We start from the raw sequence: 15,374 nt of genomic DNA on the forward strand, positions 1-15,374 counted from the left end.
ACCATGGATTCATGGCCACCACCGACCGGTACCCCCGGCAGGCCACCACGCTGGCCCTCGCCCACGCCTTGTCGGCCGCCGAACGCGGCCTGGCCGTCATCCCCCTGTCCCGAACCAAACTCCCGGCCCTGCGCTCCCCTCACCGCGGCACCCCGGCACCGGCGGAACGGGCAGGACCGGCGGAACGGGCAGGACCGACGGGACCCGCAGTTCCGGCGGGACCCGCAGGACCGACGGGACCCGCAGGACCGACGGGACCCGCAGGATCGGCGGGCCCGCCCTGCCGCGGCGAGTGCGGCCGCTTCGGCCACGGCGTGTACGACGCCTCCGCCGACCCCGCCCGCGTCCGCGAGATGTTCGCCGCCGCGCCCTGGGCCACCGGCTACGGCATCGCCTGCGGCCTGCCCCCGCACCACCTCATCGGCGTGGACCTGGACACCAAGTCGGACACGGACTCCACCGCCGCCCTGCGCGAACTCGCCCTACGGCACCTCTTCACGATCCCGCCCACGATCATCGTCCTCACCCCGTCCGGGGGCCGCCACCTCTGGCTCACCGGCCCGCCGGACGTCGTCGTCCCCAACTCGGCCGGCCGCCTCGCCCCCGGCATCGACATCCGGGGCGCAGGCGGCTACCTGGTCGGCCCCGGCTCCCGCACCGCCCACGGCGCCTACGCCACGGCCCCCGGCACCGCCCACCTCACCCCGGCACCATGCCCCCGCTCACTCCTGCGCCTCCTCCTCCCGCCGCCCCGCACGCCGCACCGCGGACCGGCGGGTGCGGACTCGACGGCGGGCGGCGCACACGGCCGCGGCCTGGTCCAGTTCGTCCTGGCCGCCCACGAGGGCCAGCGCAACACCCGCCTGTTCTGGGCGGCCTGCCGAGCCTACGAGGACGGGATCGGCCCGGAGCTGTCCGAGGACCTAGTCGACGCGGCCGTACGAACCGGCCTGACGCCACGAGAGGCACGGGCGACGGTCGCCTCGGCGGCCCGCATGACCCGTGACACCACGCCTGGAGCCACCTAGGGCGTGAAGACCTGCTCCAGCCGGTGGATGGCCCCGTCGTCACCGGTCTCGTAGCGGAACACGAGGCCGGAGTCGGGGTGCGCGTCGATCCAGTCGATCAGCTCCTGCACGCCTATGCGCTGGTTCTCGGCGCCAGCGGTGATGGGGTTGGTGGCGGTGACATACGCGGCCTGGTCCAGGGCCCACCGACTCTCCTCCCCGGTGACGACGAACGGCGCACCGTCCGTGTCCTTCCCGGGGCACCCCCAGACCCCGTGCTGAATGACGAGGTTCACCTTGCCGGTGCTCCCGGCCAGTTCCTCGACCCGGTAGACGGCGAACTCGTCGGGGTCGACGTCGTCGGGGCTGGGGGTCGCGTCGGAACAACCACCGGCGGGCGAGGCGGCGACGGCCGCCCCGGAGACGACGGATCCAGCGGGCGCGGCGGGCACGTCGGGAGCAGCGGCAGCGGGGGTGGCGCCGGAGTGGCCACCCGCGGCGCCCCCGGCCGCCGGACCGGACGACGACCCCGCACCCGCGGCACTCGCCTTAGCCCCGCCGACGGCCCCACCCCCCTGACACCCGACGAGCGCAGCGCTCAAGGTGACCGCGGCAAGCACACCGACGACGGATCTCAGCCGGTTGACCTTCATTGGGACGTCCCCCCCTGTTCCCGGGCGACCACTCGACCGGCCGTCCCCAAGGCGGGACGGTAACAACGTCGCTGGTCACAGGGCAGCACAGCAAGCCCTTACGTCACGCGGCCGGGACACAGCCGTCACGAAGCCCGGACGGGTGTGACGAAGGAACAAGCCACCGCAAGCGCTCTGCCGCCGCCCGGCAGCGCGACACGTTCCCTGAGCCACTGCTCACGGCAACCGGCGAGGCAATGGACGACTGGCGGGACTGGTAGCCGTCGAACAGGCGCGCATGAAAACGGCCCCCGACCGATTTACCTGGTCAGGGGCCGTTCACCTGCGGTGGGTGTGGGATTTGAACCCACGGTGACATCGCTGCCACGACGGTTTTCAAGACCGTTCCCTTAGGCCGCTCGGGCAACCCACCCCGCGCCGTCTGTGATCGGCGGCGCGGGACAAGAGTAACGGGTGGGCACGCGCGCGTGGGGGGCAGTCGGTACCGAACCGGGGAGGTACGCGCGCGCGGGTTCGTGGGGATCCGCCCCTGGGGTCAGCTGTCGCCCTTGCGGGAGGCGAGGGTGAGGTCGACGGTGTGGGACTTGCCGCCGCGCTCGTAGGTGATCGTGACCTTGTCGCCGGGCTTGTGGGTCCAGATCTCGCCGATGAGGGTCGGGCCGCTGTCGATCACCATGTCGTCGAGCTTGATGATGACGTCGCCGGGCTTGAGGCCCGCCTGGGCCGCCGGGCCGCCCGCCTCGACGGCGGAGGCGCCGTTGGCACCCTGGTCGGTGATCTTCGCGCCGCCCGTGGACTCCTGCAGGGAGACGGACGCGCCGATCTTGGCGTACACGGGCTGGCCCGTCTTGATCAGCTGCTGGGCGACGTACTTGGCCTGGTTGATCGGGATGGCGAAGCCGAGGCCGATCGAGCCGGACTGGGTGGTGCCGCCCAGGCCTCCGCCGCCGGTGGACTGGATCGCGGAGTTGATGCCGATGACGTTGCCCAAGGCGTCCAGCAGCGGGCCGCCGGAGTTGCCCGGGTTGATCGAGGCGTCCGTCTGCAGGGCGCTCATGTAGGACGAGGTGCTGTTGGTGCCGTCGGAGGACGCCACCGGGCGGTTCTTCGCGCTGATGATGCCCGTCGTGACCGTGTTGGACAGGCCGAAGGGGGCGCCGATGGCGATCGTCGAGTCGCCGACCGCCACCTTGTCGGAGTCGCCGAGGGCGAGGGGCTTCAGGTCCGACGGAGCGTTCTTGAGCTTGATGACGGCGACGTCGTAGCCCTGGGCGTGTCCGACGACCTCGGCGTTGTACTTCTTGCCGTCGGGGAAGGTGGCCGTCACCTTGCCGCCGTCGACCGCCTCCGCGACGACGTGGTTGTTGGTGACGATGTGGCCCTGGGTGTCGAAGACGAAGCCGGTGCCGGTGCCGCCCTCGCCGTTGCTGGACTCGGCCTCAATGGTGACCGTGCTGGGCAGCGCCTTGGCGGCGACCCCGGCGACCGTGCCCGGGTCCCGCTTGACGTCGCCGCCGCTGGTGGAGGCGGAGACGGTGGTCGAGCCGCTGTTGTCGTCGTTCTTGGCGAGCGTGTAGCCGAGGCCGCCGCCCAGGCCGCCCGCGACCAGCGCGGCGACCAGGATCGCGGCGACGAGGCCGCCGCGGCCACGGCTCGGCTTGGGTGCGGGCTGCTGGTAGGCGGCGCCCCAGCCGGTCCCGTCCGCCCCACCGGCGCCACCTGCTCCGGGCTCTCCGGTGCCGGCGGTGCCGTACGCGTGCGTGCCCGCGCCGGGGTCGGCGTACAGCGGTGCGGCCGGGGGCGCTGTCGGCCAGTCGTCGCCGGGGGCGGCCGGGGGGCCCTGCGGGGCCGGGGAGGGCGCCTGTGCGGCGGTCGGCGGCGGCCAGTCGCCGTCGGCCGAGGCCGGTGCTCCCTGGGGCGCGGTGGGCGGCGGCCAGCCGGCCTCGGGCGGGCCCGCCGGGGTGGCCGGGGCGGCTTCCGGCGCCTGCGGGGAGGCCGCGGGAGATTCCACCGGCACGGGGGGTGCGGACGGGGCTGGGGGTACCTGGGTGCCCTCGTTCTTGCCCTCGTTCTCGGTGCTCACAGCTCTTCTCCTCGATCCACGGCTGTTGTCGTCGGTCGCACTGGGTCACGCTCGTCGGCGCTCGTCGCGCTTCGTCGCACGCTTTGTCGTCGACCCGGCGCGCTGAAGCTGTGCATGTGCTTTTTGTACGTCTCAGCATTTCCCACGGGCCGTCAGAGCACCATAAGCGGTGGCTGTGGGTCCATGGCCATTCTTTATAAGGGTCATTGCGTACAATAAGTGCGCATCCTCGAAACATCTCAGAGGGTTCTCAGACGGCGGCGCGCCGGTGGCACGATGACGCGGTGACTCACGCACGGCAGCACCATATTCAAGTCGTCGCTCACCGCGGCGCCTCCGAGGAGGCCCCCGAGCACACCCTGGCCGCGTACAAGAAAGCGATCGAGGACGGTGCGGACGCCCTCGAGTGCGATGTACGGCTGACCGCCGACGGCCATCTCGTCTGTGTACACGACCGTCGCATCAACCGTACGTCCAACGGCCGGGGCGCGGTCTCCGCCCTGGAACTCGCCGATCTCGCAGCATTGGACTTCGGTTCCTGGAAGACGCGGGAGGCGCGCGAGGCCTGGCACGCGCGCGTGGAGGATCCCGACTGGGAGGTGCGACCCGAGGACCGCGAGGAGACGTCGGTGCTGACCCTGGAGCGGCTGTTGGAGCTCGTCTGCGACGCGGGGCGCCGGGTGGAGCTGGCCGTCGAGACCAAGCACCCGACACGCTGGGCCGGACAGGTGGAGGAGCGGCTGTTGGTGCTGCTGAAGCGGTTCGGTCTGGACGCGCCGGCCTCGGCGGCCGAGTCCCCGGTGCGGATCATGAGCTTCTCGGCGCGTTCGCTGCATCGCGTGCGAGCCGCCGCGCCGACGATGCCGACGGTCTACCTGATGCAGTTCGTCTCGCCACGGCTGCGCGACGGGCGGCTGCCCGCGGGGGTGGAGATCGCCGGTCCGTCGATCCGGATCGTGCGCAATCACCCGGCGTACATCGAGCGCCTGAAGCGGGCCGGTCACCGGGTGCACGTGTGGACCGTGAACGAACCCGAGGACGTCGACCTCTGTGTCGAGCTGGGCGTCGACGCCATCATCACCAACCGCCCGCGCGCGGTGCTGCGACGACTGGGCCGCTGAACCCGCCCGCCCCTCGACCTCACAGAAGCCTCGACCTCACAAAAGCCTCGACTTCACAAGAATCTCGACTTCACAGAAGTCCCAAGATCGCCCCAGTGGCATCAGAAGTACTAACCAGCACCAACAGCACCAGAAGTCCCAACAGCACTAGAAGTCCCAACAACACCTCAAGTCCCATCCGCACCTCTTGACCTCACGGCGCGCCTACAGCATCCTCCATTCTCGGCCATATCATCCAAATCAAGCCACTCACTGACAGGCCCCTCACAGGGAGTGCACCGGCGCGTTCGGTCCGTGTCCGACGTTCCGAATGCGTCACGGGACCCGCATTGGCCGGTTTCCGGTACAGGCCAATGGGGCATCCACACCGTGGCGTGGGGCGAAGGAGGTCTCGGGGGTGGCGTTGGTGGTGGCACAGGAGGTGCCCGCGTCGTCGAGCATGGCCGTACCCCATGGTCCTGCGGGCGTGGGGAACGCGAGACACCGTATGCGCGATCAGTTGCGCAGCGGCGGGGTGTCGGAATCGGTCATCGACGACGCCGTACTGATCCTTTCCGAACTTTTGAGCAATGCGTGCAAGCACGGCAGGCCACTGGGCGACGCCCTGGCCGGGGACGGCGACGTCCGGGCCGCGTGGCGTGTCGATCAGGGTGGCCGGCTGGTGGTCGAGGTGACCGACGGCGGCGGGCCGACCCGTCCGGCCCCGGCGACACCCTCCGTCACCGCGCACGGCGGCCGCGGGCTCAACATCATCACGGCTCTGGCCGACGACTGGGGCGTCCGGGACGACGCGCGCGGCGAGGTCACGGTGTGGGTCGTCGTCCACGCCGATGTGTACGACCCCGACGCCGGCTGTCGTCGTGACGACTTCGCGTCCCGGGTCGCGGCCCCGTCGGTGGCGTCGATGGCCGACCTGGACTTCGCGGACGCGTTCGACGAGCTGGACTAGACCTGCGGATCGGCACCCGCCGCACACGGCCAGGTGAACACCACGGGGGCCATGGTCCGCAGGCCATCCCCGCTCGCCCGGAGGTCCCGGGTTGTCCAGAGGCCCGCCGGTTGTCCACAGGCTCCGGGTTGTCCCCGAACACTGGTTGTCCACAGGTCCCGGTGACGGAGCGTACGAGCGGCTAGGCTCCCGCCCGTACAGACGAGCCGTACCCGGGAGACAGCCAGATGGCCAAGAAGCGACCCCAGACGAAGGCCGGACGGCCGCAGCTCACCGACGGCGAGGTCCCGGTCGTCGGCGCGCGGGAGCCCTGCCCCTGCGGCAGTGGCCGCCGCTACAAGGCCTGTCACGGCCGGGCCGCCGCGCATGCCGTGACCGAGCTGGTGCAGCGCCCCTTCGAGGGCCTGCCGGGCGAGGGCGACTGGGTGGCGCTGCGCGAACTGGTGCCGGCCGCCACGGTCGAGCTGACCCTGAAGGCCGGCCTGCCCGAGGGCGTCCCGTCGGTCGTGCTGGCCACGGTGCTGCCGATGGCCTGGCCCGCGCTGCGCCGCGACGACGGCTCGGTGCTGCTCGGCCTGCAGAACGACACGCCGTCGGGCGACATCAGCCGCGACCTGGCGGACACCCTTCAGCGGGCCCTGGAGGCGGACCCCGGCACCCCGGTGCAGGCGCGCCGCGCCCCGGCCGACGGTCCGCGGATGCAGGATCTGCTCGATCCCGAAGGCGCGTTCGAGCCAGTTGTCCACAGCGGCTTCGAGTTCTGGGTACCGGACCCGCAGAACGCCACGCCGGAGGTGGCCGCCTCCCTGGAGCGGGCCAACGCCGCGGCGATCCCGACGGTGAAGCTGACCGGTGTGGACGCCGCGTACTGGTGCGAGACCCCGGACAAGAACCATCTGCGCTGGGTCATGCCGTACCCGGAGGAACAACTTCTGGACGCCCTCGCACGGCTGCACGCGGCGGGCCGTTCGAGCCTCGGCGAGGGCACGCGCCTGGTGGGTTCCTTCCGGGCGCACGGCCTGACGGTCCCGGTCTGGGACCTGCCGAGCGCGATCACCGCGGACGACGTGGAGAAGCCGGCCGCAGAGTTCGCCGAGCGGCTCGCCACCGCCCTGGCCTCGGACGCACCGCTCACGCCCGACGAGCGGCGCGCGCGTGGCGGCCTGACCAACCGGCAGGTCACGCTCAGCTGACGCGCAGGGAGCGAACCCGGCCGAACTGACCGACCGGTCAGCAGGCCGGGTGTCGGCGGCCATCGTGACTGGGCTCACAACTGCCGTGCGGGCAAGGCGAGTCGGCGCCAGAAGAGTCGATTCGCCGGTGTCCGGAAAGCCGATGAAAACAAGAGATCGAATTTGCGTAACGCCGATCTCTTGTTACCGTTCGAGTAGCCCGGTTGCTGGTGCATCCCCCGTCGCCAGCAACCGGGTTTTTCTGTGCGCGACTCCGTTTACACGATGCCAGCGCACGTCAACTGCCAGTATCCATCCGGGAGTTGCTCCCGGAGCGCAGCAGCAGCGGATCGTCGACGGTCGCTCCGGCAAACTCCGCGACCGCCGTGTAGGCCGCCAGTTCCCCCCGGCTCCGCTCGTGCGGCGTCTCGCAGGATTCCGGCTCGTCCTCGGCAGCCATCGCGCAGTTCGTCCGCACCGTGCGCCCCGCGGGCCCCATGAGGCTCAGGAAGGCGTCCAGGGCGCGTCCCGTGGCGTTGCGGTAGTAGGTGCGCGCCCAGGTGTCCTCGCCCTGGGACAGCACACAGGTCTGCGCCTCCACGCCGTCGGGGGAGGTGAGTTCGGGGCCGCAGCGGGCGGCGGTGGCCAGGCCGAGGCCGAGCAGCAGCGGGGTCCGGGAGGGTTTGCCGGGAGGCGCCTTGGGGTCCGTACGAGCGGCGGATCGCGCGCCGTCCGTCTCCCCCGCGCCGGCATCCCCCGCGTCAGCCGGCCGGGTGTCGGCCGAGCGGGAACCGGCCGGCTGGGCCGCGCGCCCTTCGTCGCCGACCGGCCCCGCGGACGCCACGGCCAGGGGCAGGGCGATCGCGGCTGCCACGGCGCCCCCGAGGGCGAGGAGACGAAGGTTCATGTAGCGGAAGATAGAGGGCGAACCGGGGCGTCCCGCCCGGCGCGCGCCCGAAACCCCTACAACTCGGGCGCGCTCACACCCGTACGAGTGAGGGCGTCGACGACGGCGTCCACCACGGCCTCGACGTCGGGTACCCAGGGCGAGGCCGAGCCGGGCAGCGGCGCGCGCTCCCACCGGACGTCGCCGCGGCCGGTCTCAGACGGGGGCAGGGTGATGTAGCCACCCTCGCCGTGGAAGCGGAGGGAGCCGGGCACGAAGTCCTTGGCGTAGAGCAGTTCGCCCAGCTGCTCCATCGTGTAGGGCCGTACGAGGAGGAACCAGCGGGTGGGTGAGGCGACGACCGGGCCGAGGCGCATGCCCTGCCGGTCGAGCGCCACGAGCGCGCGCGAGGCCGCGAGGGCGGGGAGGCTGACCGCGCAGGGGGCCGTGTCCCCGGTGGCCAGGACGATCGGTGCGGCCGGCCGGTTGGTCCACCACCAGCGCACCATGCGCTCGTCGGTGGTGGCCGCGAGCAGGCCGGGGTCGAAGGGGTGAGCACCGGGGACCGTGCACTCCGGGTCGGGGCAGCTGCAGCGGGACGTGCTCCGCTGATCCGCCGCCGCCCCCGGGAGGACGGGCCACTGCCATTCCGTCGCGAAGGTCAGGGCCGAGTCGATCAACTCGGGCCGCCCGTCGCTTCGCTGGGACAGGAGCCTGCGTCGCTTTCCGAGGATCTCGCGCATGAGCGCTCGTTCCTTTCCGTTGCACCGCTGGCAACACCGTGGGTCACATCACACCATGCGTCGATCACTTCACTGTGCGTACCTGTTGGCGCATCACACCCCTGTCCGGGACAGGGGGAACCCCTCAGGGTCGAGCGGTGGCTGCTTCCGCGGCCACTCCGTCCGACTTGCGTCCATCTAATGCCTGGGCGTGGCGTGGGGTGGCGAAGTCTGGCGTTTAACGTCGCGCGTATTTCTCTCCGCCTCCGCCACGGGAGGATGGGGCACGGTCGTCGATGACTATGACGCCCGGGCCGGTCACCAGGTTCCGGGAGGCTCCCCATGAGCTCCCAACGACCCCTGGCCCTTACCGAGTACGTACCCATCACGACCGCTGTGACGCTCCGTGGAGCAAGGCCAGTCGACCGCAAACAACCGTTACCCGAGTCAGTTTTAAGCCAACTTTGCAATTTCGCAAGGGAGCCGGAAGAACCGTGCGTGATTCTCCCAAAGAGCCCACGGACACCAGTAATCCCAGCAGGACAATGCTGGACATCCCCTCACGAGTGCGTGTACATGTGGAGACACCGCTAGCGGCGCAGAATGACATGGGGGTTTGCGATGCTTTTGAGCAATACGCTCCGGTCCGAGAGCCGGACGCCATGAACGCCCCTCACCCTCCGAAAGTGGCTGGAATCGATTCAACGGTTCCCTCGCCCGCACACACTGTCGCGCCCGCGCCAGTGCCCCCGGGGTCCCCGACGGTCCCCTCGGCCGCCCCCCACCTCACCGGCTCCCCCGTGCCGGCCGCCCGCCTGACCGACCGGCTCGCCGGCTGGGTCTCGGACCTCACGACCCTCCATGAGCTCACCGAACGTCTCGCCCGCACGGACGCGCTGTCGGCGGCCCTGACGGAGTTCCTGCACGCCGGAGCCGCCCTGGTGGGCGCCCGGCGCGGCCTCGTCGTCCTGGAGCCCGCCGACCGGCTCGGACCGGACACCACCATCGGCCTGGGCCTCGGCCGCGCCGACCTCGGCCACATCGAGACCGTCCCGCGCAGCGCCCTGTCGTTCGGGCGGATCCTCGACGGGCTGCCCGGCTGCGAGGGCGAGATCGCCGAACCCGACCTGTTCGCCGAGACCGGCCTGGACCCCCGCCACCGCGAGGTGGCCGCCCGCCTCGGCTACGCCGCCAGCTACGCGCTCCCCCTGCAGGCGGAGGGCGCGCCGGGCCGCCTCGGCGCGGCCGTATGGCTCTACGACGAGCCCGCCGAGCCGGGCGAGCGCCAGCGCCACCTGGTCGGCCTGTACGTCCGCCACGCCACCGAGCACCTGGCCCGGCTGCTGGAGGTCGAGCGCACGCGCGCGTGCATGAAGACGATGGCCGAGGAGCTGCTGCCCTCCCGCCTGCCGCGGGTGCCCGGCGTCCAGCTCGCCGCCCGGCACCGCACCGGCCCGCGCGGGGGCGGCGACTGGTACGACGCGCTGCCGCTGCCGGACGCCGCACTGGGCCTCGCCGTGGGGTCCGTCACCGGGTCCGGGCCGAGCGCCGTCGCCGCGATGGGCCGACTGCGCGCCTCCCTGCGGGCGTACGCCGTGATGGAGGGCGAGGATCCGGTCGCGGTCCTGTCCGACCTGGAGCTGCTGCTGCGGCTGACCGAGCCGGCCCGTTCCGCCACCGCCCTGTTCGCCTACTGCGAACCCGCCCTGCGCAAGATCACCCTGGCCGGCGCCGGGCACTGCCCGCCGCTGCTGGTCGGCGAGCGGCGCACGGAGTTCGCCGAGACCTCCGTCTCCGCGCCGCTGGGCATGCTGGCCTGCTGGGAGGCGCCGAGCGTGGAGCTGGAGGCCGAGTCCGGCGAGACGGTGCTGCTCTACACCGACGGCCTGCTGCACCGCACCGGCGACCCCGTCGACCGTGCCTTCGCCCGGCTGCATGCGGCCGCCGCCGGGGTGCCCAGGCCGCTGCGGCACGACCCGGGCGCGATCGCCGACCACGTGCTGCGCACGGTCCTGCCGGACGGGCTCGCCGAGCAGGACAGTGACGAGGACGTGGTCCTGCTGGCGGCCCGCTTCGAGTAGGCGCCGGTGACAGCGTGCAACGTGCCGGTGACAGCCGGCATGAGGCTCGGTGACAGGTCCGGTAACAGGTGCATCTCCCCTGGGCCCCCTTACGTACGACCGTACGATGGAGGGGGTCCAGTGCCGTATCTAGGAGGATGACCGTGGCGGAGGAGCTCACCCCGGAGACCCCGGAAGTTGAGTCTGAGGAGCCCATCAAGCAGCGGAAGAACGGCCTGTACCCGGGCGTGTCCGAGGAGCTGGCCGAGAGCATGAAGTCCGGCTGGGCCGACACGGAGCTGCACGACCTGCAGCCGATCGCCCAGGCCGCCGAGACCGCCGCCCGCCGCGCCGCGCTCTCCGCGCGCTTCCCGGGCGAGCGCCTGGTGATCCCCGCGGGCAACCTGAAGACCCGCTCGAACGACACGGAGTACGCCTTCAGGGCCTCCGTCGAGTACGCGTACCTCACCGGCAACCAGACCGAGGACGGCGTGCTCGTCCTGGAGCCGGTCGCCGACGGCCACCGGGCCACGATCTACCTTCTGCCGCGCTCCGACCGGGAGAACGGCGAGTTCTGGCTGTCCGGCCAGGGCGAACTGTGGGTCGGCCGCCGGCACTCGCTCACCGAGGCGGAGCAACTGCACGGCATCCCCGCCTCCGATGTGCGCGAGCTGGCGGACACGCTGCGCGAGGCCACCGGTCCGGTGCGGGTCGTACGGGGATACGACGCCGGGATCGAGGCGGCCCTGACCGACAAGGTCACCGCCGAGCGCGACGAGGAGCTGCGCGTCTTCCTCTCCGAGGCCCGCCTGGTCAAGGACGACTTCGAGATCGGCGAACTGCAGAAGGCCGTCGACTCGACCGTCCGCGGCTTCGAGGACGTCGTCAAGGTCCTCGACAGGGCGGAGGCGACCTCCGAGCGCTACATCGAAGGCACGTTCTTCCTCCGCGCACGCGTGGAGGGCAACGACGTCGGCTACGGCACCATCGCCGCCGCCGGACCGCACGCCTGCACGCTGCACTGGGTGCGCAACGACGGCCCGGTCCGCTCCGGCGACCTGCTGCTGCTGGACGCGGGCGTCGAGACGCACACGTACTACACGGCGGACGTCACGCGGACGCTGCCCGTCAACGGGCGCTTCACCGAGATCCAGAAGAAGATCTACGACGCGGTGTACGACTCCCAGGAGGCCGGTATCGCGGCCGTCCGGCCGGGCGGCAAGTACCGCGACTTCCATGACGCGGCGCAGCGCGTGCTGGCCGAGCGGCTCGTCGAGTGGGGACTGGTCGAGGGCCCCGTCGAGCGGGTCCTGGAGCTCGGCCTGCAGCGCCGCTGGACGCTGCACGGCACCGGTCACATGCTCGGCATGGACGTCCACGACTGCGCCGCCGCGCGCGTGGAGTCGTACGTCGACGGCACGCTGGAACCCGGCATGGTGCTGACGGTCGAGCCGGGGCTGTACTTCCAGGCCGACGACCTGACGGTGCCGCAGGAGTACCGGGGGATCGGCGTCCGCATCGAGGACGACATCCTCGTCACGGAGGACGGCAACCGGAACCTCAGCGCTGCGTTGCCTCGGCAGTCGGACGAGGTCGAGAGCTGGATGGCCGCGCTGACCGGCTGACGGCGGATCGATGGCCGGGTACCCGAGGGGGTGCCCGGCCACATTGCGGTCCACCGGGGCGGTCCACCGGGGCGGTCTAGGGGGCGCGGGGGGGGGCTTGTGTGGACCTGCATGTGGAAGCGGATCCCGGCGAAGGGCGGCGGGCCGGGCTCGAGCGGGCCCTGCGCGACGCCGTGCGGGACGGGCGGCTGGCGCCCGGAACGCGGCTGCCCGCGACGCGCCGGCTCGCGGGCGAGCTCGGGATCTCACGGAACACGGTCAAGGCAGCCTACGACCAGCTCGTCGCCGAGGGCTACCTCACCGCCCGCCAGGGGTCCGGCACACAGGTCGCGCCGCTGCCCCCCGTCGCCGCCGAACCGCCGGAGGGCGCCGCACGCGCGCGTGCGCCACGTTTCGACCTGCGGCCCGGCAGCCCGGACGTCGGGGCGTTCCCGGCCGCGGCCTGGCTGCGCGCGCTGCGCCGCGCCATCGCGACGGCGCCCTCACTGGCGTACGACTACGGCGACCCGCGCGGCCGTATCGAACTGCGCACCGCGCTGTCGGGGTACCTGGGACGGGCCCGGGGTGTCATCGCGCCGCCGGAGCGGATCGTGATCACCTCCGGGTACGTGCAGGGCCTGGCGCTCCTCACCCGCGTGCTGGACGGCGCCCGGGTCGCGATGGAGGACCCTGGGCTGCCCTTCCACCGCGAGGTCGTACGGCGGGGCGGCGGGCGCGTGACGCCGGCGCCGGTCGACGAGCGGGGGGTGCGGGTCGGGGAACTGGGCGACGTGGCGGCCGTGGTCGTCACACCGGCCCACCAGTACCCGACCGGCGTGACGCTGCATCCCGGGCGGCGGCGGGCGCTGACGGAGTGGGCACGCGCGCGTGGCGCACTGATCGTCGAGGACGACTACGACGGCGAGTTCCGCTACGACCGTCAACCCGTCGGCGCGCTCCAGGGCATGGCGCCGGGGCAGGTCGTCTATCTCGGCACCGCCTCCAAGACCCTCGGGCCGGCGCTGCGGCTGGGCTGGATGGTGCTGCCGCCGCACCTGGTCGACGCGGTCGCCGACGCCAAGCTGCACAGCGACCACCACACCGAGACCATCGGCCAGCTCGCCCTCGCCGAACTGATCGACGCTCACGCCTACGACCGCCACGTGCGCGCGTGCCGGCTGCGTTATCGGCGGCGCCGCGACCTGCTCCTCGACCGGCTCGGTGCGCGCCGGGGCGTACGCGGGATCGCGGCCGGGCTGCACGCGCTGGTGGAGGTCGGCGACGAGGCGGAGGTGCTGGCCCGCGCGGCCGCGACGGGCCTGGCCGTGGGCGGACTCGGCGAGCACTGGCACGAGCCGTCCGGCGACCGCCTCCAAGGGCTCGTGATCGGGTACGGGACTCCCCGGGAGCGGGTGTATCCGCAGGCGTTGGAGGCGCTGGCGAGGGTGCTGGACGGCAGCTGACGGTGTGCACCGGCCCGGCCGATCAGGCTCATTGAGCTCATTGGGCCAGTCATATGGTGGGTGATTGGCGCTGTTGAGGGGCCCACTGCGCTTCTAACGTCGTCCGTATGACGAACAGTACGAAGAGTTCCCCGCAACGCCTGCTCGCCCTCGCCCAGTTGAGCAACTCGGTCGGGGACGGCGCGTACTACACGACGTCGGCCCTCTACTTCACCCAGGTGATCGGACTCGCCCCCGCGCGCGTGGGGCTCGGGCTGACCGTCGGGTGGGCGGTCGGTTCGCTCGCTGGGGTTCCGCTGGGGCGACTGGCCGACCGGCGCGGGGCGCGCGGTACGGCGGTGCTGCTGGCGCTGGCGACGGGGCTCGCGGTGGCGTCGTTCACCCTGGTGCGCGGTTTCGTGCCGTTCGTCCTCGTGGCATGCGGATACGCGGCCGCGCAGTCGGGGCTCGCGGCGGCGCGGCAGGCACTGCTGGCCGGCCTGGTGCCCGCCGGGGAGCGGACGCGGCTCCTCGCACGCCTCCAGGCGACGCTGAACGCGGGTCTGGCGGTGGGCGCCGGGCTCGGCGGACTCGCACTGCATGCGGGGTCGCGGGCGGCGTATCTGGGCGTGTTCCTGGTCGACGCGGTGAGCTTCCTGGTGTGCGCGCTGCTGCTCGTCGGACTGCCCCGGCTCGTGTCCCGCGCAGGGCGCCCGCGCGGGAACGGCCTGGGGGTGCTGCGGGACCGGCCGTATGCGCTGGTGGCGCTCCTCAACACGGTCCTGCTGCTGCGGCTGCCTATGCTCAGCCTGGTGCTGCCGCTGTGGATCACCGAGCGGACCGCGGCGCCCGCCTGGCTGGTCTCTGCCCTGTTCGTGCTCAACACCGCCGCGGTGACGGCGTTCCAGGTGCGGGCGGCGCGCGGCGTGACCGGACTCGCGAGCGCCACGCGCGCGGTGCGGCGCTCGGGTTGGGTGATGTGCGCCGCGTGCGCGGTGTTCGCACTGTCGGCGGGCGCCTCACCGTGGATGGCGGCGGGCGCGTTGATGCTGGGGGCGGTGCTTCAAGTGGCGGCGGAGATGGCCCAGTCGGCGGGCTCCTGGCAGCTCTCCTTCGACCTCGCCCCGGCCGACCGGGTCGGTGAGTACCAGGGTCTGTTCGGTACCGGCGTCACCGTGGCCCGCACCCTCGGCCCGCTGGCCCTGACCTGGCTGCTCATCGAGTGGGGCACACCCGGCTGGCTGCTCCTGGGCGCGGCCATGATCGCGGCATCGCACGCAATGGGCCCAGCGGCCCGAAGGGCAGCGACAAGCCGGGAGCGACAGCAGACGCCGAAAACCCGACTGATACCGGCGAGTTGACGGCAGCGGGCGAGCGGGCAGCGGGCGAGCGGGCAGCAGGCGAGCGGGCAGCAGGCGTGCGGGCGTGCGAGCAGCAGGCGTGCGGGGGGGGTAGGTGCGGGGCGGGTAGGTGCGGGGCGGGTAGGCATACGGGTTTGCAGGCGAGCGGGCGGGCAGGCGAGCGGGCAGCAGGCACGCGGGCGGGAAGCGGGCGGGCAGGCGTGGGCGGCGGGCGCGCTGGCGGCCGTGCCGGTCGGCGGGCGTCGGCCACGGGACGGGTCTTGTCGGCGTCGAGTGGCTCGCGCCAGGGGGGACCGGTCTGCGTCGGCCTCAAG

General features: G+C 72.4%; 12 protein-coding genes and 1 tRNA gene. 8 read left to right on the forward strand and 5 right to left on the reverse strand.

The genetic code is table 11. From position 1 onward, the window contains the following. Positions 1-11 precede the first annotated feature (11 nt). Complete coding sequence (locus tag ACIBTS_RS28110; protein ID WP_399323013.1) at positions 12-1,028, forward strand: bifunctional DNA primase/polymerase; 1,017 nt, start codon at positions 12-14, stop codon at positions 1,026-1,028. Here ACIBTS_RS28110 and ACIBTS_RS28115 read toward each other — a convergent pair. The 3 genes from ACIBTS_RS28115 to ACIBTS_RS28125 form a co-directional block, all read right to left on the reverse strand. Continuing rightward, entirely contained in the window at positions 1,025-1,459 is a 435-nt protein-coding gene (locus tag ACIBTS_RS28115; protein ID WP_399323014.1) for a hypothetical protein, read from the reverse strand. The genes ACIBTS_RS28110 and ACIBTS_RS28115 overlap by 4 nt on opposite strands. Before the next feature lie 526 nt (positions 1,460-1,985). Continuing rightward, positions 1,986-2,072, reverse strand: a tRNA-Ser gene (locus tag ACIBTS_RS28120). 123 nt (positions 2,073-2,195) lie between these two features. Then, positions 2,196-3,743 carry a S1C family serine protease gene (locus ACIBTS_RS28125; RefSeq protein WP_399323015.1) on the reverse strand — a complete coding sequence of 516 codons (1,548 nt, stop codon included), beginning with the start codon at positions 3,741-3,743 and terminating at the stop codon, positions 2,196-2,198. Between the two features lie 284 nt (positions 3,744-4,027). On the opposite strand from ACIBTS_RS28125, the gene ACIBTS_RS28130 reads away from it, so the two are divergent. From ACIBTS_RS28130 to ACIBTS_RS28140, 3 genes are all read left to right on the forward strand, one after another. Next, positions 4,028-4,864: a glycerophosphodiester phosphodiesterase gene (locus ACIBTS_RS28130; RefSeq protein ID WP_399323016.1), complete on the forward strand. Its 837-nt coding sequence runs from the start codon at positions 4,028-4,030 to the stop codon at positions 4,862-4,864. 310 nt (positions 4,865-5,174) lie between these two features. Continuing rightward, a complete protein-coding gene (locus ACIBTS_RS28135) occupies positions 5,175-5,813 on the forward strand; it encodes an ATP-binding protein (RefSeq protein ID WP_079661244.1) in 639 nt (212 codons plus the stop codon). Between the two features lie 227 nt (positions 5,814-6,040). After that, positions 6,041-7,006 (forward strand): DUF5926 family protein, encoded by a 966-nt coding sequence (locus ACIBTS_RS28140; protein WP_399323018.1) that lies wholly within the window; start codon positions 6,041-6,043, stop codon positions 7,004-7,006. A gap of 277 nt (positions 7,007-7,283) precedes the next feature. Here ACIBTS_RS28140 and ACIBTS_RS28145 read toward each other — a convergent pair whose 3' ends face one another. Together ACIBTS_RS28145 and ACIBTS_RS28150 are read right to left on the reverse strand one after the other, a co-directional pair. Next, a complete protein-coding gene (locus tag ACIBTS_RS28145; protein ID WP_399323019.1) occupies positions 7,284-7,892 on the reverse strand; it encodes a hypothetical protein in 609 nt (202 codons plus the stop codon). 56 nt (positions 7,893-7,948) lie between these two features. Further along, complete coding sequence (locus ACIBTS_RS28150) at positions 7,949-8,614, reverse strand: bifunctional DNA primase/polymerase (protein ID WP_399323021.1); 666 nt, start codon at positions 8,612-8,614, stop codon at positions 7,949-7,951. 524 nt (positions 8,615-9,138) lie between these two features. On the opposite strand from ACIBTS_RS28150, the gene ACIBTS_RS28155 reads away from it, so the two are divergent. The 4 genes from ACIBTS_RS28155 to ACIBTS_RS28170 all read left to right on the forward strand — a co-directional run bounded on the left by ACIBTS_RS28155 (position 9,139) and on the right by ACIBTS_RS28170 (position 15,060). Further along, entirely contained in the window at positions 9,139-10,674 is a 1,536-nt protein-coding gene (locus ACIBTS_RS28155; RefSeq protein ID WP_399323078.1) for a PP2C family protein-serine/threonine phosphatase, read from the forward strand. A 143-nt stretch (positions 10,675-10,817) separates the two neighbouring features. Beyond that, positions 10,818-12,278, forward strand: coding sequence for an aminopeptidase P family protein (locus ACIBTS_RS28160; protein WP_399323023.1), 1,461 nt, complete (start codon positions 10,818-10,820; stop codon positions 12,276-12,278). Positions 12,279-12,379: 101 nt separating this feature from the next. Further along, positions 12,380-13,720 carry a PLP-dependent aminotransferase family protein gene (locus tag ACIBTS_RS28165; protein ID WP_399323024.1) on the forward strand — a complete coding sequence of 447 codons (1,341 nt, stop codon included), beginning with the start codon at positions 12,380-12,382 and terminating at the stop codon, positions 13,718-13,720. A 107-nt stretch (positions 13,721-13,827) separates the two neighbouring features. Then, complete coding sequence (locus ACIBTS_RS28170; RefSeq protein WP_399323026.1) at positions 13,828-15,060, forward strand: MFS transporter; 1,233 nt, start codon at positions 13,828-13,830, stop codon at positions 15,058-15,060. Positions 15,061-15,374 lie beyond the last annotated feature (314 nt).

This window comes from Streptomyces sp. NPDC050121 (genome assembly GCF_044460385.1).
Lineage (GTDB): Bacteria > Actinomycetota > Actinomycetes > Streptomycetales > Streptomycetaceae > Streptomyces > Streptomyces soliscabiei.

What these genes read in the sequence shown, in the direction of transcription:
- ACIBTS_RS28155 (WP_399323078.1), top strand. Translation starts at nt 9,139, where the DNA reads ATGCTGGACATCCCCTCACGAGTGCGTGTACATGTGGAGACACCGCTA.
- ACIBTS_RS28110 (WP_399323013.1), top strand. Translation starts at nt 12, where the DNA reads ATGGCCACCACCGACCGGTACCCCCGGCAGGCCACCACGCTGGCCCTC.
- ACIBTS_RS28135 (WP_079661244.1), top strand. Translation starts at nt 5,175, where the DNA reads ATGCGTCACGGGACCCGCATTGGCCGGTTTCCGGTACAGGCCAATGGG.
- ACIBTS_RS28170 (WP_399323026.1), top strand. Translation starts at nt 13,828, where the DNA reads ATGACGAACAGTACGAAGAGTTCCCCGCAACGCCTGCTCGCCCTCGCC.
- ACIBTS_RS28150 (WP_399323021.1), bottom strand. Translation starts at nt 8,614, where the DNA reads ATGCGCGAGATCCTCGGAAAGCGACGCAGGCTCCTGTCCCAGCGAAGC.
- ACIBTS_RS28140 (WP_399323018.1), top strand. Translation starts at nt 6,041, where the DNA reads ATGGCCAAGAAGCGACCCCAGACGAAGGCCGGACGGCCGCAGCTCACC.
- ACIBTS_RS28145 (WP_399323019.1), bottom strand. Translation starts at nt 7,892, where the DNA reads ATGAACCTTCGTCTCCTCGCCCTCGGGGGCGCCGTGGCAGCCGCGATC.